Below are 22,006 nucleotides of genomic sequence, written 5' to 3'. Positions count from 1 at the left end.
CTCAGGACTCCTTGTTGCCCTTGATGTCGTAGCCGGCCGTCACCGCGCCGCCACTGCCGCCTTGCGCGTTCTGCACCGCGTACTCTTGCTTGATCTTCGAGAACGACAGGCGCACGCGCTCCTTGACGCGCATCTCGTCGGCGTTCGAACCGAAGGGCTGAATGGCCGTGATGATCACGTCGCTGAACGTGAATTTGAGGTAGTTCAGCGGGTTGCCACCCGCCTTGCGCACGGTGAGCATGGCTTCCTGAATGTGCTTGCCGGTCAGGCAGTACTTCATGAGGTTGAGGCTCGATCGGTCGACGAAGTGGTCGAACTTCAGGTCCTCCACCGTGGCCTTGCCGGCGCCGCCGCCAGACCCCGAATGCATGGTGGACTCCTGGAAAACCTTCCAGTTGAAGGCCAGCACCTCGATCTCGTTCTTGTGCTCGGCATCCTGCGACTCACCCTCGATGCCGTTGATCTTCAGAAAAATGTCTTGCGCCATGAAAACTCCCGAACCAGATTTTTGGATATGACAAATGCTCAAGCGTCCCTAGTGACGCGTTGAACGGATGCATGGGTGGCGCCTGCGCGCCACTTCCATCGAATGACGGGCAGCACTGCAATCAGGCTGCGTCCTTGATTGATGACGGCTTGGCAGCGAGCCGCGGCGAAACGGTCAGGCCTTCGAGCTGGAAATGACATTGGGAACGCAACGCGCGGCTGAATCGCCTTCATGCGCTCATCGAAGTTGTCGAGGTCGAGAACGTGTGCTCGGCTACCGGCGGCAGCACTTGGTCGACTCGACCGGAAAGATCAGCCAGCACGCCCCTGGAGAAGGACAACTCGATATTCTTTTCCGAACCGCAGGTTTCCACCTCGTACCCGATCTGCACGCGTGGTGCCCTGTTACGGGCAATGAACTTCTGACTGCTGTTGTTGCTGGCCATGAAACTCCCTGCTGAAGAAAAAGAAAAAGATCACGCGTACTCGGTGTGGCAGACGATGGGCAGCCCTCCTTGCAAGTCCTGGCCCGGAAGGCTGCAGACCTGAACATCGATGGACATCCGGGTGATCGTTCGTCTCTCATGCAGGGCATCGAGCCATTGCCTGGAAAGAATGGGCAGCAACTTCTGCTCGATGAAGCCGAGCACGCGGCGAGCGCCGGTTTCGTGGGTCGTGCAACGCGCAATGACCTCGGTGACCACGGCGGGCGCGTAGACCAGTTCGATGCCGTGCTGCTCTTTCATGCGGTCGACGACGCGGTCGAGATGCATTACAACGATGTCGGCCAACGCGCGCGCGCCAAGGGGCAGGTACGGCACGACGGACAGGCACCCCAGGAACGCAGCTGAAAACACCGTGCGCAGAATCGGTTGCAACGCTTCACACAGGACTTCGAGGTTGGGGATGAGCGCAACGTCTTTGCGCAGCCTCTCGATGAGTTCCGCGCCGGTGTTGCTTGTCAACAGGATCGTGGTGTTCCTGAAGTCGATGTGCCGCCCATCGCCGTCTTCCATCCAGCCCTTGTCGAACACCTGAAAGAAGATCTGATGCACATCGGGATGCGCCTTTTCGATCTCATCAAGCAGGATCACGCTGTAAGGGTTGCGCCGCACGGCTTCTGTCAAGACAGCGCCTTCCCCGTAGCCCACACCACCTGCGCGCGAACCCTTCAGGGTCGACACGGTGTGCGGCTCCTGGAATTTACCCATGTCGATGGTGACGAGGTTTTGCTCCCCGTCATACATGACCTGCGCCAATGCCAGGGCCGTTTCAGTCTTTCCAACACCTGACGGACCCACAAGCAGGAACACACCCACTGGCTTGTGCAGATCGGCAAGCCGAGTCCGCGCAAGATGCATGCGCTCGGCGATGGCCGAGAGGGCAATGCTCTGGCCTATGACGCGCTCTTCCAGCCTGGACTGCAGGTTGAAGAACGTGGCGACTTCGTTCCTCACGATCTGGTCGACCGGAATACCGGTCCATTCGGCCACGATGGCTGCCACCACGTATTCGTCGACCTGGGCAAAGGTCGACGGTGCGTCTTTCTGGCGCGCGAGAAGACCCGGCTTCAGGGCGATAGGCTGCACCAGGAGCGGCATGCCCCCGGCGCAGCCCGCCTCTTCTGCTGCGCTCTTCTGGCGCTCTCCCTCACTCCGTCTCAATGCATGAATCTGCGCGGCCGCCGCCAACTCTTCGCGCCAACGCGCTTCGTGCGATGCCGGTTCGCCGGTGACTGCGACCAACTTCACCTTGGCAGCAAGCACAGCCTTCTCACGACTGTTGGTGCTCCGCATGACAGGATGCTCCTTGACCAGCAGGTCGAGCTCGCTCTGCAAAGCCGCCGTTTGCGCGCGAAATCGAGCGACCGCGGACGGTGGCGTGTGCAAGGACATGGCCACGCGCGCGCATGCGGCGTCGATCAGGCTGATTGCCTTGTCGGGAAACTGCTGCGCGGGAATGTAGCGATGCGACAGCCTGACCGCGGCCTTCACGGCCTCGTCGAGCACTGTGACGCCATGGTGGGCCGCCAGCTTGGTGACGAGCCCGCCCACGATCTCTATGGCGGCGGCCTCTTCCGGATCCGCTACATGCAAGGGCTGGAACAGCCGGGCCAGCGCGGGGTCGTTCTCGATATGGCGCTTGTACTCGCTCCGTGTGGTCGCGCCCACGGTACGCAAGGTGCCGCTCGCGAGCGCCGACTTGAGCAGGCCGACCGCATCGCCAGTGCCCGATTGACCGCCAGCGGCGAGCAGACTGTGCACTTCGTCGATGAAGAGAATGACCGGCTGAGCCGGCTTGCTTGCCTCGTCGAGAAATGACTTCAACCGCGATTCGAACTCGCCCCGCATGCTGGTACCGGCCAGCAGCGCACCGACATTCAGGCTGAGCAGTCGCACGCCGCGCAGTGACGGAGGCACCTCCCCATTCACGATGGCCAACGCAAGACCTTCGACGACGGCAGTCTTGCCCACGCTGACCGCGCCGGTCAACAACGGGTTGTTCTGCCTGCGACGCAGCAGGATGTCGGCCATCGTGCGAATCTCATGCGCGCGGCCGATCACTGGACCGATGTGCCCACTCAGCGCCCGCTCGGTCAGGTCGGTGCAGTACCTGGCCAATGAAGAAGGGCCTGCGACAGTGCCGGAGATAGCGCCACTGGCTTCTCCCGCCAGCGCGGACCGCAAGCCGGAGCCGTCGTGAGCTTCCTCGTGCTGCTCGGGGGAGTCGGCAATGATGGCTCTGACAACGTCGCCCAGGTGATCCGCAGGAATGCGCTGAAATGCAGGCGAAATGGCGAGCAGCATGCAGCGCAGTTCGGCTGTCTGCAGCAACGCGACCAGCAACCAGGCGCTGCGCACACAATGGTCTTCGAACTCGAGGCGCGACAGCGCGCAGGCACGTTCGATGGCCACTTCGATGTGGCGTGAGAAATCGGAGAGCGAGGTTGCGCCCGAAGGCAGTGACGCGAGCGCAGACGCCATGTCTTGCGCAATGGCATGTGAATCGAGGTTGTAGTGGCGGCAGATACGCTGCAGATCGCTGTCATTGCGCTGCCAGAGCTGGTGAAGCCAGTACACCAATTCGACACAGGGATTGCCGCTGAGCCGCGCGAAGGCGGTGGCGGATTCGATGCTTTTGAACAGCGTGAGGTTGAGCTCGCCAAACAAGGCACGGCGAGCGACCGTCATGGGGCGATTCCAGGCTTGGCGGATGCCACCACCACGCATGACGACCCTGCGGCGAAATGCGCGACACACACGCCCGTTTTCTCATTTGTCTTGCCCATTTCGACCCTCTATGCTTTCTGGAATTGGCGCGATTCTGGAGGCCTTCCTGGGGTGCGAACGAGGCACAGTTTCTACCAATCGTTACGTCAAAAAAGAGGGCGATCGATTTGTGAAATTTGTCCGGAGCGTCTTTTCGTTTGTACTGCTAAAGAATCAATTTCAATACCTCGCAAGCGAGTCAACAGGCAAACAAAAAGGCCCTTGAATTCCGCTTCGGAACTGCAAGGGCCTGATGCCCGACATCGCAAGATGCCGGCGACGCAGAATGGCGTTTACATGTGGTCGATCATTACCTGGCCAAAGCCCGAGCAGCTCACTTGCGTGGCACCGTCCATCAGGCGTGCGAAGTCATAGGTGACCCTCTTGCTGGCAATCGACTTCTCCATTGCGCTGATGATGAGGTCGGCCGCTTCCTTCCAGCCCATGTGGCGCAACATCATTTCGGCCGAGAGGATCTCGGAACCGGGGTTCACGTAGTCCTTGCCGGCGTACTTGGGCGCGGTGCCGTGCGTGGCCTCGAACATGGCGACGGTATCGCTCAGGTTCCCGCCCGGCGCAATGCCGATGCCGCCGACCTGCGCGGCCAGCGCGTCGGACACGTAGTCGCCATTGAGGTTGAGCGTGGCGATGACGCTGTATTCGGCAGGCCGCAACAGAATCTGCTGCAGGAACGCGTCGGCAATGCTGTCCTTCAGCATGATGTCCTTGCCCGTGCGCGGGTTCTTGAACTTCATCCAGGGGCCGCCATCGATCAGTTCGGCACCGAACTCCTTGGCGGCCAAGTTGTAGCCCCAGTCACGAAAGCCACCTTCGGTGAACTTCATGATGTTGCCCTTGTGGACCAAGGTGACGCTGGGCTTGTCGTTGTCGATCGCGTATTGCAGCGCCTTGCGCACCAGACGCTCGGTGCCTTCGATCGACACAGGCTTCACGCCAATGCCCGAGGTGTTCGGGAAGCGGATCTTCTTGACACCCATTTCTTCCTGCAGGAACTTGATGAGCTTCTTGGCCTTGTCGCTTTCGGCTTCGAACTCGATGCCGGCATAGATGTCTTCCGAGTTCTCGCGAAAGATCACCATGTTGGTCTTGTGCGGCTCGCGCACCGGGCTGGGCACGCCCTTGAAGTACCGGATGGGGCGCAGGCAGACGTAGAGGTCGAGTTCCTGGCGCAACGCGACGTTCAGGGAGCGGATGCCGCCGCCCACGGGAGTGGTCAGCGGGCCCTTGATGGAAATGACGTAGTCGCGCACCGCATGCAGCGTTTCCTCGGGCAGCCAGACGTCGGGTCCGTAGACCTTGGTCGACTTTTCACCCGCATAGACCTCCATCCAATGGATTTTCCTCTTGCCGCCGTAGGCCTTGGCCACCGCCGCATCGACCACCTTCAGCATGACGGGGGTGATGTCCAGGCCGGTGCCATCGCCTTCGATGTAGGGGATGACCGGTTCGTCAGGCACATTGAGCGAGTTGTCTGCATTGACCGTGATCTTCTGACCCTCGGTCGGGACTTTGATGTGCTGATAACTGGACATGAGGGGAAATGGCTCCGGGATTGACTTAATTTTGACAACTGTCAGCGAATTCAGACACGGGGCGGATTCGCTGTACAGCCCATGAACAAATCGCTGTACATTTTAGACGCAACCCATCAGCAAGCGTTTGTCAACCGTAGGGCCATCGGCCTCGTTAGTGGCTGACCTTCTGCTCGCCGGGAGGCGTTTCCAACCAATTCTCGATAGAGGAATCTTCAATGAGCAAAATTCTCGCAGTCATGATCGCTGGCCTGTTTGCCGCTGGCGCCTATGCCCAAAACCCGGCTGGTATGACGCCCGAACAAGGCAACGCGACCAACAGCAAGTCGCAACAACGCGCTGAAGCCAAGAAGGCTGCCAAGCCCGCAGGCATGGTCAAGGCTCCGGCTGGTGACGAAGCCAAGACGCCCGAAGGCGGCGCCATCGGTGGCGACAAGGCTGCTGCTTCCGGCGAAAAGCGTGCCGAGTCGCGCGACCAGCGTCGTCGCAACAAGGACGGCAGCGTCAAGCGCAAGTCGACCCAAGGCGGCACCCCGAAGTAATTCGGCTGGCCTCCAGAAAAAAGCGCTCGAACAGAGCGCTTTTTTTTCGCCTTCACCAGCCAGATGACTGTCAACCGCACAACGCAGGGCCCGTTGAATGTCTACCTTCCGCAGGAAGGGCAATCCAAATCAACGAATTTCAAAGGATCTCTTCATGAACAAGCTGCTCGCCGCCCTGGTTGCTGGTCTCTTCGCTGTCGGTGCATTCGCTCAACAAGCTGCACCCACCGCCGCTGCTCCCGCTGCCCCCAAGGCTGTGAAGCACGTGTCTGCCAAGAAGCACGTCGCTGCCAAGAAGCAAAAGGTTCGCCACGTGGCCAAGGCCCACACGGCCGCTGCCAAGAAGGTGTAAGCTTTCCAGCTCACCGGCAATGCCCGCATCAGCGGGCATTTTTATTGGCAGTTTTGGTTAAGGCCGGGCCCTGACCCCGCCGTGAAAGAGTCGTCCGATGTTCAAGCATCTCGCCGCCCTGCTCCTCGCGTCCGCATCTTTCGTGATGCCAGCGCATGCCCAGCAGCAACCCCAGACCGACCTGCCACGCACGCAGCTGTCTGTGGGCCTGTACAAGATCGACACGCAGGTTGCGCAAACGCCGCTGCAGCGAGAGATCGGCCTGATGTTCCGCAAGGAAATGCCACAGGCCGAGGGCATGATCTTCGTGTTCGAGCAGCCTGCCACGCAGTGCTTCTGGATGCGCAACACGATCCTGCCGCTGACCGCTGCCTTCGTGGCCGACGACGGCCGAATCGTCAACCTGGTCGACATGCAGCCCATGACGGAGAACTCGCACTGCTCGCTCGAGCCGGTGCGCTATGTGCTCGAAATGAACCAAGGCTGGTTCGCCAAGAAAAACATCAAGAAGGGCGCGAAGCTCGGTGGCGAGTTGTTCTCAGCCACCAAACGCTGAGCATTCGCTGCCTGAAGCATGCAAAAAAGCCGACCCGCGGGTCGGCTTTTTCATGCGCGAAACTCGGGCTCAGCCGAAGTTCTTTGCGGCGAAGTCCCAGTTGGCCAGCTTGGCCAGGAAGGTTTCGACGAACTTCGGGCGCAGGTTGCGGTAGTCGATGTAGTACGCGTGTTCCCACACGTCCACCGTCAGCAGCGCGGTGTCGGCCGTGGTAAGCGGCGTGCCGGCGGCGCCGGTGTTCACGATGTCCACCGAACCGTCGGCCTTCTTCACCAGCCACGTCCAGCCTGAGCCGAAGTTGCCCACGGCCGACTTCACGAAGGCTTCCTTGAAGGCGTCGTAGCTGCCCCACTTGGCATCGATGGCCTGGGCCAGCGCACCGGTGGGAGCGCCGCCGCCTTGGGGCTTCATGCAGTTCCAGAAGAAGGTGTGGTTCCAGATTTGCGCGGCGTTGTTGTAGATGCCGCCGCTGGCCTTCTTGATGATTTCTTCCAGCGTCAGGGCTTCGAACTCGGTGCCCTTTTGCAGGTTGTTGAGGTTCACCACATAGGCGTTGTGGTGCTTGCCGTAGTGGTATTCGAGGGTTTCCTTCGAATATTCAGGTGCGAGTGCGTCGAGTGCGTACGGCAGGGGTGGGAGCACATGTTCCATGGTTTTTTCTCGTGGGTTGGTTGTGGGAATCAAGGATTCTAGGAATTAATTATTGATGCTGCGTCGGACGCGGGCCCGTCGCACCGCGCGGCGGTGTGACGCCCTTCTTTTGGCTGCACCGCCCGGCGGTGTGACGCGCTGGCTAACGCGCGCCGCCCGGCGGCGTGACGCTCATGTCGACCTCGCCATCGGCAAGCCGCGCCTTCACGGCATCGCCCGGCGCAAGTTGCGCGGCGCTGACGATTGCTCGACCGTCCGTGTCCGTGAGCCATGCATAGCCGCGCTGCAGGACCAGCGCAGGGTCGAGCAACCGCAGACGCAAGGCCACTCGCTCGAGCCGCTCGCGACGCTGCGTCAGCGCGCGCTCGAATTTCACGGGGAAATCGGCCGCGATTGCACGCGGCACCTGCGCCAGTCGCTCACGGCTGGACGCCACCGCGTACTGCAGGCGCTGCGCATGGTGCGCCAAGCGAAGCTGCTGTCGCGCCACGAGGTTGGAAGGCCGCCCCAGCCGCCCCGCCGCCTGGTCAAGACGCTGCCCCAGCGCATCGAGACGCCCGCCCAGCGCATCGCTCAGCCGCTCATCGAGCAGTTCGAGCGCACCTAGCCACAGGTCACGCGGCGCGCTGACCAGCTCCGCCGCGGCCGTGGGCGTGGGCGCGCGCAGGTCAGAGCAGAAATCGGCAATGGTGAAGTCGGTTTCATGCCCCACGCCGCTGATCAGCGGCACCGGGCTTTGCACGATGGTGCGCGCCAGGGCTTCGTCATTGAAGGCCCAGAGGTCCTCGATCGAACCACCGCCGCGCACCAGCAGGATGACGTCGACGGCGGGCTCAAAATCGTAGAGCGTTTGCAAGGCCCGCACCAGTTCGGCGGGGGCGTTGGCCCCCTGCACCGCGGCGGGCGAGATCACCACCGGAATGTGAGGAACGCGCCGCCGCAGCGCCGTGACCACGTCGTGCAACGCCGCCGCCCCCAGCGAAGTGACCACGCCGACCGCGCGCGGCATGGTCGGCAATGCCCGCTTGCGGGCCGCGTCGAACAGCCCCTCGGCTTCCAGCTTCGCCTTGCGCTGCATGAACTGCTCGAACAAGGCGCCCTGCCCGGCACGCCGAAGACTCTCGACCACCAGTTGCAGGTCGCCGCGCGGCTCGTAGACCGCAAGGCGTCCGCGCACCTCGACCTGGTCGCCGTCGCGCGGTGAAAAGTCGAGCAGGCCGGCCGCGCGGCGGAACATCGCACAACGCAATTGGCCGAATTCGTCCTTCAGCGAGAAATAACAGTGTCCGCTGGACGCACGCGAAAAGCCCGAAATCTCGCCTCGCACCGTGACTGGATTGAAGCGCGCATCGAGCGCGTCGGCCACTGCGCGGCACAACGCGCCGACCGCCCACACGCGCGGTCCGGGCGCGGAATTCGCGTCACGCAAGCTCATGCCCCACTCGCGTGGCCCGATGCCACTCTTCCACAACACGCAGCGGACCCGCCCCATGGGCCTGCAATAGCGAAACAGGTGCACGGTTCCTCGTGCAAGCCATTGATTTCATTGAAAAAAGTGCTGCTCAAAATTCAGTCGTTCTAGCGAAAAGGCCGCCCCATGCGGGTTTGGAGGTGTTGCGCAGCAGGTTAGTCACAAAGTTATCCACAGAATCTGTGCGTCTTTGCCGACATCGAAACAAGGCGCGTGACGATGGTGGGCTCAGTGGATAATCGCCGCGCATTTGCAGTCTACGGACCGGAGGAATTTCTTGTTTTCCATCATAGTTGCCGCGGGTTGGCCCATTTGGCCTTTGCTCGCCTGTTCAGTTGTTGCGCTCGCGCTGGTTATAGAACGTTTCACGAGTCTGAAGACCGTGAAGGTGCTGCCGCCGAAGCTGCTCGACGAAACCATCACCGTGTCGCACGGCGCCATTCCGGGGCCCGACGTGGTGACCAAGCTGGAACGCAACTCGATGCTCGGCCAGGTGCTGGCCGCCGGCCTGCGCGCGTTGAACGCCAATCCGCGCTGCACCGAAGACGACCTGCGCGCCGCCATGGAAGCCTCGGGCCGCACCGTGGCGCACAAGCTGGAGCGCTACCTCCCCGCGCTGGCCACCATCGCCTCGGCCGCGCCGCTGCTGGGTCTGCTGGGCACGGTGATCGGCATGATCGAGATCTTCGGCTCGCAGTCGCCGGTCAACGGCGCGGTGGGCGCGGGCAACCCGGCGCAGCTGGCGCACGGCATCTCGATTGCGCTGTACAACACTGCCTTCGGCCTGATCGTGGCAATTCCCACACTGATCTTCTGGCGCTACTTTCGCACCCGCGTCGACGAGTACCTGCTGAACCTCGAGCTCTCGGGTGAACGTTTTGCCCGCCACCTGAACGCCCTGCGCAAATGATGGCCCGCACGCTTGCCACTGCGTGTGCTGCGCGGACCGGCGGAGGATTGTCATGACCCGCGGCCGCATGCAGTTCCGCCACGGCGCGCGCGACGAGCCCGAGATCAACCTGATCCCGTTCATCGACGTGCTGCTGGTGATCCTGATCTTCTTGATGCTGTCGACCACCTACAGCAAGTTCACGGAAATGCAGCTGCGGCTGCCGACGGCGGACGTCGATGCACAGCGCGACTACCCCAAGGAAGTGATCGTGTCGGTGTCGGCCGACGGCCGTTACGCGATCAACAAGACCGCTTTGCCCGACCGCAGCGTGGAGACCGTGGCGGCCGCACTTGCCGCCGCAGCTACTGGCGGCAAGGACAGCGTGGTGATCATCAGCGCCGACGCCACCAGCCCGCACCAGGCGGTGGTGACGGTCATGGAGGCCGCACGCCGCGCCGGCTTGATGCAGATCACCTTCGCGGCACAGTCGACGGCGCAAGCCGGACGCTGAGTGCCTGCTTCCGAAGGCCACAGCAACACCGGCGCGCCTTCTTCGGCCTCGCGGCTGCAGAGCGCATGGTTGCGGCGCGGCCCGCTGGCCTGCGTGCTGTGGCCGCTGTCGCTGCTGTATGGCGCGATCTTCGCCCTGCGGGGCCTGCTGTACCGGCTCGAATGGCTTCGGGCCGAACACGTGCCGGTGCCGGTGATCGTGGTCGGCAACGTGATCGCGGGTGGCGCGGGCAAGACGCCGGTGGTCATGGCCGTCGTGCAGCACCTGCGTGCGCGCGGGCTGCAGGTGGGCGTGGTGTCGCGCGGCTACGGGCGGCGCACCGACGACTGCCGTGAAGTGCTCGCCGACAGCGATCCGCTCGACGTGGGCGATGAACCCGCGCTGATTCATCGCGTTACCCAGGCGCCCGTGTTCGTGGCGCGCAGGCGCATCGAGTCGGCGCGCGCATTGCTCGCCAGGCATCCGGCCACGCAAGTCATCGTCAGCGACGACGGGCTGCAACACCTGTCGCTGGCGCGCGATATCGAAATCTGCGTGTTCGACGATCGAGGCATCGGCAATGGCTGGCGCTTGCCTGCCGGCCCGTTGCGCGAAGCCTGGCCGCGCCCGGTCGACCTGGTGCTGCACAGCGGAGCGCACCCTGCCTTCGCCGGCGGCTACACCGCCACGCGCCAGCTCGCCCCGGAGGCGCTGACCCAGGACGGTCGCCACATCCCGCTGAGCACCCTGGGCGGTCAACCCCTGATCGCGCTGGCGGCCATCGCGCGGCCCGAAGCCTTCTTCGAGATGCTGCGCGCGCGCGGCCTCACGTTGGCCGAGACCATCGCCCTGCCCGATCACCATGATTTCAGCGATTGGCAGCAGCCTTCCACCGCCGGGCGAACGCTGGTCTGCACGGAGAAGGACGCCGTCAAGTTGTGGCGCAAAGCGCCCGCTGCGCTGGCCGTGCCGCTGGCATTCACGCCCTCTGCGGAATTCTTCAACGCGCTCGACGCAAAGTTATCATCGCTCGATGGATACCAAGCTGCTTGAACTGCTCGTCTGCCCCGTCACCAAGGGTCCGTTGACCTGGAACCCCGAGAAGCAGGAGCTCTGCTCGCGCAGCGCGCGCCTCGCCTACCCAGTGCGCGATGGCATCCCCGTGCTGCTGGAAAACGAAGCACGCACGCTGTCCGACGAAGAGCTCGGGCTGTGAGCTTCACCGTTCTGGTGCCAGCGCGGCTGGCGTCGACACGGCTCCCCAACAAACCCCTGGCCGACATCGCCGGCGTGCCGATGGTGGTGCGCGTGGCGCAGCGTGCCAGCGAATCGGGCGCGGCGCGCGTGGTCGTTGCGGGCGACGACCCTTCCATCATTTCGGCTTGCAGGGCACATGGCGTCGAGGCCATCCTGACCCGGCAAGACCATCCGAGCGGTACCGACCGGCTGGCCGAAGCCTGCGAGCAACTCGGTCTGGACGGCGACGACATCGTGGTGAACGTGCAGGGCGACGAGCCTTTGATCGACCCCGCCCTGATCGACGCGGTCGCGGCCACGCTGGCCTCCCATGCCGAAGCCGCCATGAGCACCGCCGCGCACGAAATCGATTCCATCACCGACTTCATGAACCCGAACGTGGTGAAGGCCGTGCTCGACGCGCAAGGCAACGCGATGTACTTCAGCCGCGCCCCGGTGCCGTGGTGGCGCGACGGCTCCGCCCATGGGGCGGCACCCACCGTGCTGCCCACGCCGGCGCCGCTGCGCCACATCGGCATCTACGGTTATCGCGCTGGCTTCGTGCGCAGCTTTCCGTCGCTGCCGCCGGCGCCTGTCGAGGCCACGGAAGCGCTGGAACAGCTGCGTGCGCTGTGGCACGGCCATCGCATTGCGGTGCATGTGAGCCACGTTGCGCCCGGTCCGGGCATCGACACGCCCGAAGACCTTGCGCGGGTGCGCGCCGTCTTCGCCGCCAACTCCAGGGGCTGAAAAGGCCGTGTCACCTGCGGGAAGCGCGGAGATTTCGTCGAGGACACGCATGCTATCCTCGAAGCAATTCCGCCTTGCCCAGCCCTGGGGCCGACGCTGGGTGCGACACAAAATCTAAGAACCGTCCGAGGACACCATGAGACTAATTTTGCTGGGCGCGCCCGGGGCGGGCAAAGGCACGCAAGCGGCCTTCATCTGCCAGAAATACAGCATCCCCCAGATCTCGACCGGCGACATGCTGCGCGCCGCCGTCAAGGCGGGGACGCCGCTGGGGCTGCAGGCCAAGGCCGTCATGGATGCGGGTGCACTGGTCAGCGATGACCTGATCATCAATCTGGTGAAGGAACGCATTGCGCAGGCCGATTGCGGCAGCGGCTTCCTGTTCGACGGCTTCCCGCGCACCATTCCTCAGGCCGACGCCATGAAGGCGGCCGGCGTGAAGCTCGACTACGTGCTCGAGATCGATGTGCCCTTCAGCGACATCATCGAGCGCATGAGCGGTCGGCGCTCGCACCCGGCTTCGGGACGCACCTACCACGTCAAGTTCAATCCGCCCAAGGTGGAAGGCAAGGACGACGTGACCGGTGAGGAACTGATCCAGCGCGAAGACGACAAGGAAGAAACCGTGCGCAAGCGGCTGGACGTGTACAGCCAGCAGACGCGTCCGCTGGTGGACTACTACTCGGCCTGGGCCAATACCGACCCAGCCGCCGCGCCCAAGTACCGCGCCATCAAGGGCGTGGGCACGGTCGATGAAATCACGCAGCGTGCGCTGGCCGCACTGAGCAACTGATTTCGCAGCCGCCCTTTCACAGGGCGGCTTTTTTATTCCCCGAGCAGTTCCAGCATCAGCGCGATGCGCGCCTTCACCGGCGTCAGAGCGCCCGCATCGCGCAACTGCTCGCCTGCCTTGGGCAGGATCCTTCCGCTCATGCAACGCGTCGCGCGGACCACCGAAATTCCCGCGGCTTGCGCCTTCAGCGCCGCCTCTTCCAACGCGTGATGCACCGTGCCATTGCCGGTGGTTGCGAGCACCAGGCCCCGCAAGGGATCAAGGACGGCCGCGCTCATGAGCGCATCGATCACCGCGCCGCTCGCGCCCGCATGGCTCATGACGATCTCCACGCGCGGCCACGTCACCGCGCCCGCGCCGACGGGTTTCGACGCCTGCGATCCGCCGCCTTCGGGCCATGAGCGCACAAGGCGCACGTCCCCTTCTTCCACATAGCCGAGCGGCCCCGCGTCGCCCGAGCCGAAAGCGTCGAGCCGATAGGTGTGCGTTTTCTGGATGTCCACCGCGCTGTGGACCGTGCCGGCACATACCACCGTCACGCCCTGCGCACCCTTGGTTGCGGCCACGCTGATGGCGTCGCGCACGTTCTGCGGTCCGTCCGGTGCCAGCGCCGTTGCAGGGCGCATCGCGCAGGTCAGCACCACCGGTTTGGCCGCTGCGAGCACCGAGTGCAGGAAGAACGCCGTCTCCTCCAGCGTGTCGGTGCCATGCGTGATGACCACGCCCGCCACGTCGGGCTGCGCCAGCCAATGCGCGCAGCGCTGCGCGAGTTGCCGCCATATCTCGAAGGACATGTCTTTGCTGTCCACCTGCGCCACCTGCTCCGCCACCAGCGTCACGCCAGTCGGAGCATCGATGCCGCCCAACAGGTCGGCCACGCCCACCTGCCCGGCCGTGTAGCCGATGTTGTCGCCGCTGCTGGCGGCCTTGCCGGCGATGGTGCCGCCAGTGCCCAGAACCACCACGCGTTGCACTTCAGCTGAAAAGGAATTGACCATGACTTGTCAACTTTTAAAAACTGGTTAAAAATACAGGTACTGGATATCTAGCCAGTGCCGCAAGGAACCACATATGCAGTTCGCAGTGAAGCTTACAGCCCGCCAGCAGCAGATCCTGGACTTGATCCAGAGTGCCATCGCCCGCACCGGCGCCCCACCCACGCGCGCCGAAATCGCCAACGAGCTGGGGTTCAAGTCGGCCAATGCCGCCGAAGAACACCTGCAGGCGCTGGCGCGCAAGGGTGTCATCGAGCTGGTGAGCGGCACCTCGCGCGGCATTCGCCTCAAGGGCGACGCCCTGCGCTCGCTCACTGAAACGCGCCACCGCGAAGGCGGCCAGTTCTCGCTGTCGCTGCCCGGCATGGCCCAGCTGGCACTGCCGCTCATCGGCCGCGTTGCCGCCGGCTCGCCTATCCTGGCGCAAGAGCATGTCGACAAGACCTACTACGTCGAGAACACGCTGTTCCAGCGCCAGCCCGACTACCTGCTGAAGGTGCGCGGCATGTCGATGCGCGACGCCGGCATCATGGACGGCGACCTGCTCGCCGTGCAGGCCACCAAGGAAGCGCGCAACGGCCAGATCGTGGTCGCGCGCCTGGGCGAAGAGGTGACGGTGAAGCGCCTGAAGCGCAACAAGCTGGTCATCGAGCTGCACGCCGAGAACCCTGACTACCCGACCATCATCGTCCAGCCCGGCGAGCCTTTCGAAATCGAAGGCCTTGCGGTCGGCCTCATCCGCAACACCATGCTGATGTAGGCCTCGCGGCCTGCTGGCAGCAGCACTCATCCGGCCGCGACAGGTGGCGGGCGTATGGCGCAAAGTCGTCATCACCCTGTCGCGGCCGATTCAAGAAATCCTGCCTGTGTTCAACCTCATACTTTTTTGGAGTTCACATGGGAATCGCCCTTCTCGCCATTGCTGATTTCTGGATGCCGCTGCAGTCGCTGGCCAACCGCCTGATCCCGACGCGCAGGCCCCACGCCAGGGACCATCTCGACGCCAACGACAGCTCCGCAGGTCTTCGCTACGTTGCCGTGCGCCCCGCCTGCACCACCCGCGCTGGCGGCATCACCGCAACGCCCGCGGTGGCCACGGCACCCGCACGCCCGCTGCGCGTGGTTCGCGTGGTCGACGGCAAGGGCCAGCAGCGCAACGACCGCGTCGTGATCTCCGGTCGCATGGCGGACGTGTGTGCCGAACTCGACCGCCTGGCCGCACTCGAAACCGCCGAGATCATGGCCACGGCCCACCGCTCGACGCGGCTGCACTGACGCAAACGCCCAGGAAGCCCTGCGGAAGCGGGCCCGAAAGCCGCCCGGGCCTGGGTATCCAAACGTTCACCGCTGCGACATGGCGATGGTGCGAGGCACAATGGCACGCCATGAACATTGTGATCCTCGACGATTACCAGGACGCCGTGCGCAAGCTGCGCTGCGCCGCCAAGCTGGACGCGTACGCGGCCAAGGTCTATACCAACACGGTGAAGGGCATCGGGCAGTTGTCGGTTCGTCTCAAGGACGCAGACGTGATCGTGCTGATTCGCGAGCGCTCGCAGATCTCGCGTCAGCTCATTGAAAAGCTGCCCAAGCTCAAACTCATTTCGCAGACCGGGCGCATTGCCGGCCACATCGACGTGGCCGCATGCACGGAACGCGGCGTAGCGGTGGCAGAGGGCTCGGGCTCTCCGCAGGCGCCGGCTGAACTCACGTGGGCACTCATCATGTCCGCGATGCGACGGCTGCCGCAGTACATCAGCAACCTCAAGCACGGTGCCTGGCAACAGTCGGGGCTCAAGTCGGCGTCGATGCCGCCGAACTTCGGGCTGGGCTCGGTGCTCAAGGGCAAGACGCTGTGCATTTGGGGCTATGGCCGCATCGGCCAGCTCGTGGCGCGCTACGGGCAGGCGTTTGGCATGCAGGTCGTTATTTGGGGGCGTGAGGCCAGTTGCGCCAAGGCGCGCTCCGACGGGTTCCAAGTGGCCCAGAACCGCCATGAATTCTTTGCCGCGGCCGACGTGCTGTCTGTGCACCTGCGGCTCAATGACGAGACCAACGGCCTCATCACGCTCGAAGACCTGTCCCGCATGAAGCCCACGGCGCTGTTCGTGAACACGTCGCGCGCCGAACTGGTCGAGGCCGACGCGCTGCTTGCCGCCCTCAACCGTGGCCGCCCCGGCCTGGCCGCCATTGACGTGTTCGAGAGCGAACCGCCGCTGCAAGGCCATGCGCTGCTGCGGCTGGAAAACTGCATCTGCACGCCGCACATCGGCTATGTGGAGCAGGAGAGCTACGAGAGCTACTTCGGCCAGGCTTTCGACAACGTCGTGAGCTACATCAACGGCAACCCCACCAACATCGTGAACCCCGGCGCGCTGCAGGTCCGTCGGTGAGCCTGCCTGCGCCGCGGCGCGCGGCGCAAGGCGCACCAAAAAGCGCATCCAATAGCGCACTTTGGGCGCTCCTCGCCGGCAATTTCGTGATTGGCACCGGCGTGATGGTGGTGCCCGGCACGCTCAACGAAATCAGCAGTTCGCTGTCGATCAGCGTGGCCACCTCGGGCCAGTTGATCACGGCCGCCGCGGTGGTGATGTGCATCGGTGCACCGCTGCTGGCCGCTGCGGTCGCGGGCTGGGACCGCCGCCGGCTGCTGGCCCTCACCATGCTGTGGTACGCCGCCGGGCATGCGCTTTCGGCGCTGATGCCGAGCTTTGGCGCACTGCTTCCGGTGCGCATGCTCACGGTCATTGCACCGGCCATCTTCACGCCACAGGCGGCGGCCTGCGCCGGCCTGCTGGTGCCGCCCGAGCAGCGCGGGCGTGCGGTGACCTTCGTCTTTCTGGGCTGGTCGATGGCCTCGGTGCTGGGCCTGCCCATCGGCGCATTGATTGGCGGATACCTGGGCTGGCGCATGGCCTTCATGGCCATCGCGTTCTTGAGTGTCGCCAGCGCGACATCGATCTGGCTGACCATGCCCAACGCCGTCCGCCCCGTCGCGCTCACAGCCGCGGCCTGGTCGCGCGTGCTGCGCAGCCCGGTGCTGATGGGCATCGTCACGGTCACCGCGCTACAGGGCACCGGGCAGTTCGTGCTGTCGAGCTATTTCGGCCCGATCCTCAAGCAGAGCTACGGCGCGGACGCCACCACGCTGAGCCTGATCTGGGCGCTGTTCGGCGTCTTCGGCCTGCTCGGCAACATGCTCGTGAGCCGCTTCATCGACCGCATCGGCGCCGGGCGGATGGTGCTGGTGACCACCGCGTTGATCACGCTGAGCCTGCTGCTGTGGCCGCTGGCCTCCACGCTCGCCTGGCTGGCCGTGGTGCTGGTGCCCTGGGGGTTGGGCTGCTTCGCCACCAATTCGGCGCAGCAGGCCCGCCTGGTGGGCCTGGCACCCACCCTGGCGCCAGGCTCGGTGGCATTGAACAGCTCCGGCATCTACACGGGCCAGGCCGTGGGTGCGGCGCTCGGCGGTTGGCTGCTGGCCAACGACGCGGCCGCCTGGATGAGCTGGGTCGGCTTTGGCGTGCTGATGGTGGCCATGGTGCTCAGCGTGGCCATCGACCGCAGCGGGCGGCCCGGCTGATCGGCCATCGACCTCCGAGGGCTGAAAACATGCCCCCGCGTAAAACCCGTCACGCCCCCTGCGCGCGGGACTGCAAAATCGAAGCCTTCGCCAGCACCCTTGCGGCAGCCGCATCAACGCCTGCGCGGCAGGCCCGGACACCACTCAACCATTGAAACCCTCCAGCACATGACAGTGAACTACACCCGAACAGGCGTCGTCGGCGCCGGCGCCATGGGTCGCGGCATCGCGCAGATTGCCGTACAGGCCGGCAGCGACGTGCTGCTGCTCGACAGCTTTGCGGGCGCCGCCGAGCGCGGCCGCGAGGCCCTCGTCGCCCAGTGGAACAAGCTGCACGAAAAGAACAAGATCGACGCCGCCACGCGCGACCTGTACATCGCCCGCGTGAAGGCCGTCGATTCGGCCCAGGCGCTGGCCGGCTGCGACCTGGTGGTCGAGGCGGTCGTCGAAGACCTGGAAGTCAAGCGCGCGCTGTTCCGCGAACTCGAAGGCATCGTGGCCGAGACCGCCACGCTGGTCACCAACACCTCGTCGCTGTCGGTCACGGCCATTGCGGCCGGCCTGAAGCGCCCCGAGCGCTTCGCGGGCTTTCACTTCTTCAACCCGGTGCCGCTGATGAAGGTGGTCGAGGTGGTGGCGGGCTTCAAGACCGCGCCCGAGGTCTGCACCCAACTGGCCGGCTACGCCAAACAGATGGGCCACAGCGCAGTGCAGGCGCAGGACACGCCAGGCTTCATCGTCAACCACGCGGGCCGCGGCTACGGCACCGAGGCGCTGCGCATCGTGGGCGAAGGCGTGGCCGACTTCGTCACCATCGACCGCATCCTGAAAGACCAGGCCGGCTTTCGCCTGGGCCCGTTCGAGCTGCTGGACCTGACCGCGCTCGACGTGTCGCACCCGGTGATGGAGTCGATCTACCACCAGTACTTTGAAGAGCCGCGCTTTCGCCCAAGTGTGATCACCGCGCAGCGCCTGGCCGCCGGCGCACTGGGCCGCAAGACCGGCGAAGGCTTCTACCGCTACACCGACGGCGTGATGCAGCAGACGCCCGAGGCCGCGCCTCCGGTGGTCGAGGGCAGCCCTTCGGTGTGGGTGTCGCCGCGCGCCGCGCGCCGTGCCGAACTGCTGCGCCTGGTGAACACGCTGGGCGCGCAGATCGACAGCGGCGCCACGCCCGCCGCGCATTCGCTGATTCTGGTTGCGCCGCTGGGCTTCGACGTGACCACGGTGGCCGCGGTCGAGCGCCTGGACGCCACGCGCACCGTGGGCATCGACATGCTGATCGACGACGCCGCCACCAAGCGCCGCGTGCTCGCCACCAACCCGGCCACGCGCCGCGACATGCGCGACATGGCGCATGCCCTGTTCGCACGCGACGGCAAGGCCGTGAGCGTGATCCGCGACAGCGGCGGCTTCGTCACGCAGCGCGTGATCGGCGCCATCGTCAACATTGCCGCCGACATGTGCCAGCAGCGCGTGTGCACGCCGGGCGACCTGGAAACGGCCGTGCAACTGGGCCTGGGCTATCCGCGCGGCCCGCTCGCCATGGGCAACCTCTACGGCCCGACCAACATGCTGGAGGTGCTGTTCAACCTGCAGACGGTGTACGGCGACCCGCGCTATCGCCCGAGCCCGTGGCTGCGCCGCCGCGGCGCACTCGGCCTGAGCCTGCTGCACGAAGAAGAATGAACACGCCATGACCGCTGAACTCAAGAGCACCAGCGAAGGTAGCACCATGGTGCTGACCATCGCCAACCCGACCCAGCGCAATGCACTGGGCCCCGAGATCTACGCCGCGGGCATCGAGGCGCTCAACGGCGCCGAGGGCAGCGCGGAGATCCGCAGCGTGGTCATCGTGGGCGAAGGCGCATGGTTCTGCGCCGGCGGCTCGCTGCAGCGGTTGCTGGCCAACCGCCAGCTCGACCGTTCGGTGCAGGCCGAGAGCATCGAGGGCCTGCACAACTGGATCGATTCGATCCGCACCTTTCCCAAGCCGATCATTGCGGCGGTCGAAGGCGCGGCCGCGGGCGCGGGCTTCTCGCTTGCGCTGGCCTGCGACTTCGTGGTGGCGGCACGCGACGCGGTGTTTGCCGCCTCGTACAGCAACGTGGCGCTGTCGCCCGACGGCGGCCTGAGCTGGCACCTCGGCAGGCAGCTGCCACGCCAGTTGGCCAGCGAATGGCTCATGAACGGCGAGCGCATCGACGCGGCCCGGCTGCACGCGCTGGGCCTGGTCAACGAGCTCACGGAAAGCGGCCAGGCACTGGCCGGCGCGCTGGCGCTGGCCACCAAGCTGAACGCGCGCGCGCCCAACTCGCTTGCGAGCATCAAGGAGCTGCTGAGCGATGCGCGTGGCGCCACGCTCACGTCGCAGTTGTCGCAGGAGCGCGACCACTTCGTGCGCAACCTGCACCATGCGAACGCGGGCATCGGCATTGCCGCGTTCCTCGACAAGAAGCCACCGCAGTACGAGTGACGCCGCGCTGCGTCGCTCCCGTGACACCCCCCAGCTTTTCAGTCGCCGAGAGGACAGACCAATGGACGACCCCATTCTTACTATCGAAGAACGTGAAGCGATCAACAGTGGTCGCTGGTTTTCTTCCCTATCTCCATCGCTACGGCACGACATCCTCCGATGCGCCTTTGTCAAACGCTACAAGGACGGCGACCTGATCGCTGCCCGCGGCGACCCGCCCGAACACTGGATTGCCTGCGCCAAGGGCGCGGTGCGCGTGAGTTCGACGGCCGTCTCGGGCAAGCAGGTGACGCTGACCTACGTGGAGCCGGGCATCTGGTTCGGCGACGTGGCAATGTTCGACGGGGACCGGCGCACGCACGACGCCTATGCGCATGGCGACAGCACCATCCTGTGCGTGGCGCGGGGCGACTTCCACAAGATCCTGGCCGCGCACGTGGAGCTCTACGAAGCGCTGATGCGCCTGCAGGCACGCCGCATCCGCACGCTGTTCGGTCTGGTGGAAGACCTCAACACCCTGCCCTTGCGCGCGCGCCTGGCCAAGCAGCTGATTCACCTCGTGCGCAGCTACGGCGTGCCCAACCTGGACGATGGCAGCCAGACGCGCATCGGGCTGCAGCTGGCGCAGGAAGAACTGGCGCAACTGCTGGGCGCATCGCGCCAGCGGGTGAACCAGGAACTCAAGACCATGGAGCGCGAGGGCACGATCCGCATCGAACCGGCCGGGCTGGTGGTGCTCGATCGGGCGGGCCTCATGCGCGTCTCGGAAACCGAAAGCTAGAACACTGACATGAGCCAGGACTTCTCCAACTTCATCGGCACCCGTGCCGTCTCGCAACAGCATGCCTTCGACGTCGACACGCTCGCAGCCTGGCTTGAGAAGAACCTCGACGGGTTCAAGGGGCCGCTGACAGTAGAGATGTTCAAGGGCGGGCAGTCGAACCCGACCTACAAGCTGATCACGCCGTCGCAAAGCTACGTGATGCGCGCCAAGCCGGGCCCGGTCGCCAAGCTGCTGCCCTCGGCGCATGCGGTGGAACGCGAATTCAAGGTGATGCGCGGGCTGGCCGGCACCGACGTGCCGGTGCCGCGCATGCACTGCCTGTGCGAGGACGAAGGCATCATCGGCCGCGCGTTCTACGTGATGGAGTTCATGCAGGGCCGCGTGCTGTGGGACCAGTCGTTGCCCGGCTTCAGCAACGCCGAGCGCGCGGCCTACTACGACGAGATGAACCGCGTGATTGCCGCACTGCACACGGTCGACTTTGCTGCCCGCGGCCTGGCCGACTACGGCAAGCCGGGCAACTACTTCGACCGCCAGATCGGCCGCTGGAGCAAGCAGTACAAGGCTTCGGCGGATGGCGCCGGCGAGCTGTCGCAGCCCATCGATGCCATGGAGCGGCTGATCGACTGGCTGCCCACCCACATGCCGGCGAGCGCACGTGACGAGAGCAAGGTGTCCATCGTTCATGGCGACTACCGCCTGGACAACGTGATGTTCCATGCCACCGAGCCGCGCATCATCGCGGTGCTCGACTGGGAGCTTTCCACGCTGGGCCACCCGCTCGCGGACTTCAGCTACCACTGCATGTCGTGGCACATGCCGCCCACCACGGGGCGCGGCATCGGCGGCGTGGACCTTGTGTCGCTCGGCATTCCGACCGAGAGCGAATACATCCGCCGCTATTGCGAGCGCACCCGCATCAGCACGCCCGAGGCGCTGGCGCCCGACTGGAACTTCTACCAGGCCTACAACCTGTTCCGCATGGCCGCGATCCTGCAAGGCATTGCCAAACGGGTCGAGGCCGGCACCGCATCGAGCGAGCAAGCCGTGGCTTCGGCACGCGGCGCACGGCCCATGGCCGACATGGCCTGGCAGTTTGCCCAGAAGGCGTAACGGCCTCCCACCCA

At 64.8% G+C, this 22,006-nt stretch carries 23 protein-coding genes and 1 pseudogene; 17 read left to right on the top strand and 7 right to left on the bottom strand.

The features are described from left to right. Position 1: 1 nt before the first annotated feature. The 4 genes and pseudogenes from VLK31_RS07970 to icd all read right to left on the bottom strand — a co-directional run bounded on the left by VLK31_RS07970 (position 2) and on the right by icd (position 5,308). The gene (locus tag VLK31_RS07970; protein WP_409167834.1) at positions 2 to 487 is read right to left on the bottom strand and encodes an Hcp family type VI secretion system effector; all 486 of its coding nucleotides are present in this window, start codon (positions 485 to 487) and stop codon (positions 2 to 4) included. Positions 488 to 690: 203 nt separating this feature from the next. After that, positions 691 to 932: pseudogene (locus VLK31_RS07965) on the bottom strand (type VI secretion system contractile sheath small subunit); the annotation flags it as partial. A gap of 30 nt (positions 933 to 962) precedes the next feature. Next, on the bottom strand, positions 963 to 3,677 hold the full coding sequence (tssH, locus tag VLK31_RS07960; RefSeq protein WP_409167833.1) for a type VI secretion system ATPase TssH: 2,715 nt from the start codon (positions 3,675 to 3,677) through the stop codon (positions 963 to 965). 371 nt (positions 3,678 to 4,048) lie between these two features. After that, entirely contained in the window at positions 4,049 to 5,308 is a 1,260-nt protein-coding gene (gene icd, locus VLK31_RS07955; RefSeq protein ID WP_409167832.1) for an NADP-dependent isocitrate dehydrogenase, read from the bottom strand. Between the two features lie 218 nt (positions 5,309 to 5,526). Between icd and VLK31_RS07950 the strand changes: the two genes are divergently transcribed. The 3 genes from VLK31_RS07950 (at position 5,527) to VLK31_RS07940 (ending at position 6,758) form a co-directional block, all read left to right on the top strand. Further along, the gene (locus VLK31_RS07950) at positions 5,527 to 5,850 is read left to right on the top strand and encodes a cell envelope biogenesis protein TolA (protein ID WP_409167831.1); all 324 of its coding nucleotides are present in this window, start codon (positions 5,527 to 5,529) and stop codon (positions 5,848 to 5,850) included. 154 nt (positions 5,851 to 6,004) lie between these two features. Next, positions 6,005 to 6,202 (top strand): hypothetical protein, encoded by a 198-nt coding sequence (locus VLK31_RS07945; RefSeq protein ID WP_409167830.1) that lies wholly within the window; start codon positions 6,005 to 6,007, stop codon positions 6,200 to 6,202. Between the two features lie 97 nt (positions 6,203 to 6,299). Beyond that, complete coding sequence (locus VLK31_RS07940; protein WP_409167829.1) at positions 6,300 to 6,758, top strand: DUF192 domain-containing protein; 459 nt, start codon at positions 6,300 to 6,302, stop codon at positions 6,756 to 6,758. Positions 6,759 to 6,827: 69 nt separating this feature from the next. Here VLK31_RS07940 and VLK31_RS07935 read toward each other — a convergent pair whose 3' ends face one another. Together VLK31_RS07935 and xseA are read right to left on the bottom strand one after the other, a co-directional pair. Beyond that, complete coding sequence (locus tag VLK31_RS07935) at positions 6,828 to 7,409, bottom strand: superoxide dismutase (RefSeq protein ID WP_409167828.1); 582 nt, start codon at positions 7,407 to 7,409, stop codon at positions 6,828 to 6,830. A 142-nt stretch (positions 7,410 to 7,551) separates the two neighbouring features. Continuing rightward, entirely contained in the window at positions 7,552 to 8,844 is a 1,293-nt protein-coding gene (xseA, locus tag VLK31_RS07930) for an exodeoxyribonuclease VII large subunit (protein WP_409168047.1), read from the bottom strand. A gap of 313 nt (positions 8,845 to 9,157) precedes the next feature. Between xseA and VLK31_RS07925 the strand changes: the two genes are divergently transcribed. The 6 genes from VLK31_RS07925 to adk all read left to right on the top strand — a co-directional run bounded on the left by VLK31_RS07925 (position 9,158) and on the right by adk (position 13,041). Beyond that, the gene (locus VLK31_RS07925; RefSeq protein WP_409167827.1) at positions 9,158 to 9,790 is read left to right on the top strand and encodes a MotA/TolQ/ExbB proton channel family protein; all 633 of its coding nucleotides are present in this window, start codon (positions 9,158 to 9,160) and stop codon (positions 9,788 to 9,790) included. 67 nt (positions 9,791 to 9,857) lie between these two features. Continuing rightward, positions 9,858 to 10,283 (top strand): ExbD/TolR family protein, encoded by a 426-nt coding sequence (locus tag VLK31_RS07920; protein ID WP_409168046.1) that lies wholly within the window; start codon positions 9,858 to 9,860, stop codon positions 10,281 to 10,283. After that, a complete protein-coding gene (gene lpxK, locus VLK31_RS07915; RefSeq protein ID WP_409167826.1) occupies positions 10,284 to 11,315 on the top strand; it encodes a tetraacyldisaccharide 4'-kinase in 1,032 nt (343 codons plus the stop codon). Next, complete coding sequence (locus VLK31_RS07910) at positions 11,296 to 11,478, top strand: Trm112 family protein (RefSeq protein WP_007836935.1); 183 nt, start codon at positions 11,296 to 11,298, stop codon at positions 11,476 to 11,478. Before lpxK ends, VLK31_RS07910 begins: the two co-directional genes overlap by 20 nt. Beyond that, the gene (gene kdsB / locus VLK31_RS07905) at positions 11,475 to 12,248 is read left to right on the top strand and encodes a 3-deoxy-manno-octulosonate cytidylyltransferase (protein WP_409167825.1); all 774 of its coding nucleotides are present in this window, start codon (positions 11,475 to 11,477) and stop codon (positions 12,246 to 12,248) included. Before VLK31_RS07910 ends, kdsB begins: the two co-directional genes overlap by 4 nt. 136 nt (positions 12,249 to 12,384) lie before the next feature. After that, positions 12,385 to 13,041 carry an adenylate kinase gene (gene adk, locus VLK31_RS07900; RefSeq protein ID WP_409167824.1) on the top strand — a complete coding sequence of 219 codons (657 nt, stop codon included), beginning with the start codon at positions 12,385 to 12,387 and terminating at the stop codon, positions 13,039 to 13,041. Between the two features lie 32 nt (positions 13,042 to 13,073). Here the strand turns inward: adk and VLK31_RS07895 are convergent, their stop codons facing one another. Beyond that, positions 13,074 to 14,039 carry an asparaginase gene (locus tag VLK31_RS07895; protein ID WP_409167823.1) on the bottom strand — a complete coding sequence of 322 codons (966 nt, stop codon included), beginning with the start codon at positions 14,037 to 14,039 and terminating at the stop codon, positions 13,074 to 13,076. A 73-nt stretch (positions 14,040 to 14,112) separates the two neighbouring features. On the opposite strand from VLK31_RS07895, the gene lexA reads away from it, so the two are divergent. From lexA to VLK31_RS07855, 8 genes are all read left to right on the top strand, one after another. Further along, positions 14,113 to 14,796, top strand: coding sequence for a transcriptional repressor LexA (gene lexA / locus VLK31_RS07890; protein WP_409167822.1), 684 nt, complete (start codon positions 14,113 to 14,115; stop codon positions 14,794 to 14,796). 137 nt (positions 14,797 to 14,933) lie between these two features. After that, the gene (locus VLK31_RS07885; RefSeq protein ID WP_409167821.1) at positions 14,934 to 15,311 is read left to right on the top strand and encodes a hypothetical protein; all 378 of its coding nucleotides are present in this window, start codon (positions 14,934 to 14,936) and stop codon (positions 15,309 to 15,311) included. Between the two features lie 110 nt (positions 15,312 to 15,421). Further along, positions 15,422 to 16,429 carry a D-2-hydroxyacid dehydrogenase family protein gene (locus tag VLK31_RS07880; protein WP_409167820.1) on the top strand — a complete coding sequence of 336 codons (1,008 nt, stop codon included), beginning with the start codon at positions 15,422 to 15,424 and terminating at the stop codon, positions 16,427 to 16,429. Then, a complete protein-coding gene (locus VLK31_RS07875) occupies positions 16,426 to 17,619 on the top strand; it encodes an MFS transporter (RefSeq protein WP_409167819.1) in 1,194 nt (397 codons plus the stop codon). Before VLK31_RS07880 ends, VLK31_RS07875 begins: the two co-directional genes overlap by 4 nt. 168 nt (positions 17,620 to 17,787) lie before the next feature. Continuing rightward, positions 17,788 to 19,308 carry a 3-hydroxyacyl-CoA dehydrogenase gene (locus tag VLK31_RS07870; protein WP_409167818.1) on the top strand — a complete coding sequence of 507 codons (1,521 nt, stop codon included), beginning with the start codon at positions 17,788 to 17,790 and terminating at the stop codon, positions 19,306 to 19,308. Positions 19,309 to 19,315: 7 nt separating this feature from the next. Beyond that, positions 19,316 to 20,095, top strand: a complete 780-nt coding sequence (locus tag VLK31_RS07865) for an oxepin-CoA hydrolase, alternative type (RefSeq protein WP_409167817.1) — start codon at positions 19,316 to 19,318, stop codon at positions 20,093 to 20,095. Positions 20,096 to 20,156: 61 nt separating this feature from the next. Further along, positions 20,157 to 20,876: a Crp/Fnr family transcriptional regulator gene (locus VLK31_RS07860; protein WP_409167816.1), complete on the top strand. Its 720-nt coding sequence runs from the start codon at positions 20,157 to 20,159 to the stop codon at positions 20,874 to 20,876. A gap of 9 nt (positions 20,877 to 20,885) precedes the next feature. Further along, positions 20,886 to 21,992 carry a phosphotransferase gene (locus VLK31_RS07855; protein ID WP_409167815.1) on the top strand — a complete coding sequence of 369 codons (1,107 nt, stop codon included), beginning with the start codon at positions 20,886 to 20,888 and terminating at the stop codon, positions 21,990 to 21,992. Positions 21,993 to 22,006: the final 14 nt, after the last annotated feature.

The sequence above is a fragment of the Variovorax sp. H27-G14 genome, from assembly GCF_046156345.1.
In the GTDB taxonomy this organism is placed as follows: domain Bacteria; phylum Pseudomonadota; class Gammaproteobacteria; order Burkholderiales; family Burkholderiaceae_C; genus Variovorax.
The sequence above is the reverse complement of the archived record's forward strand: the minus strand, read 5'-3'. Positions and strand labels throughout refer to the sequence as shown.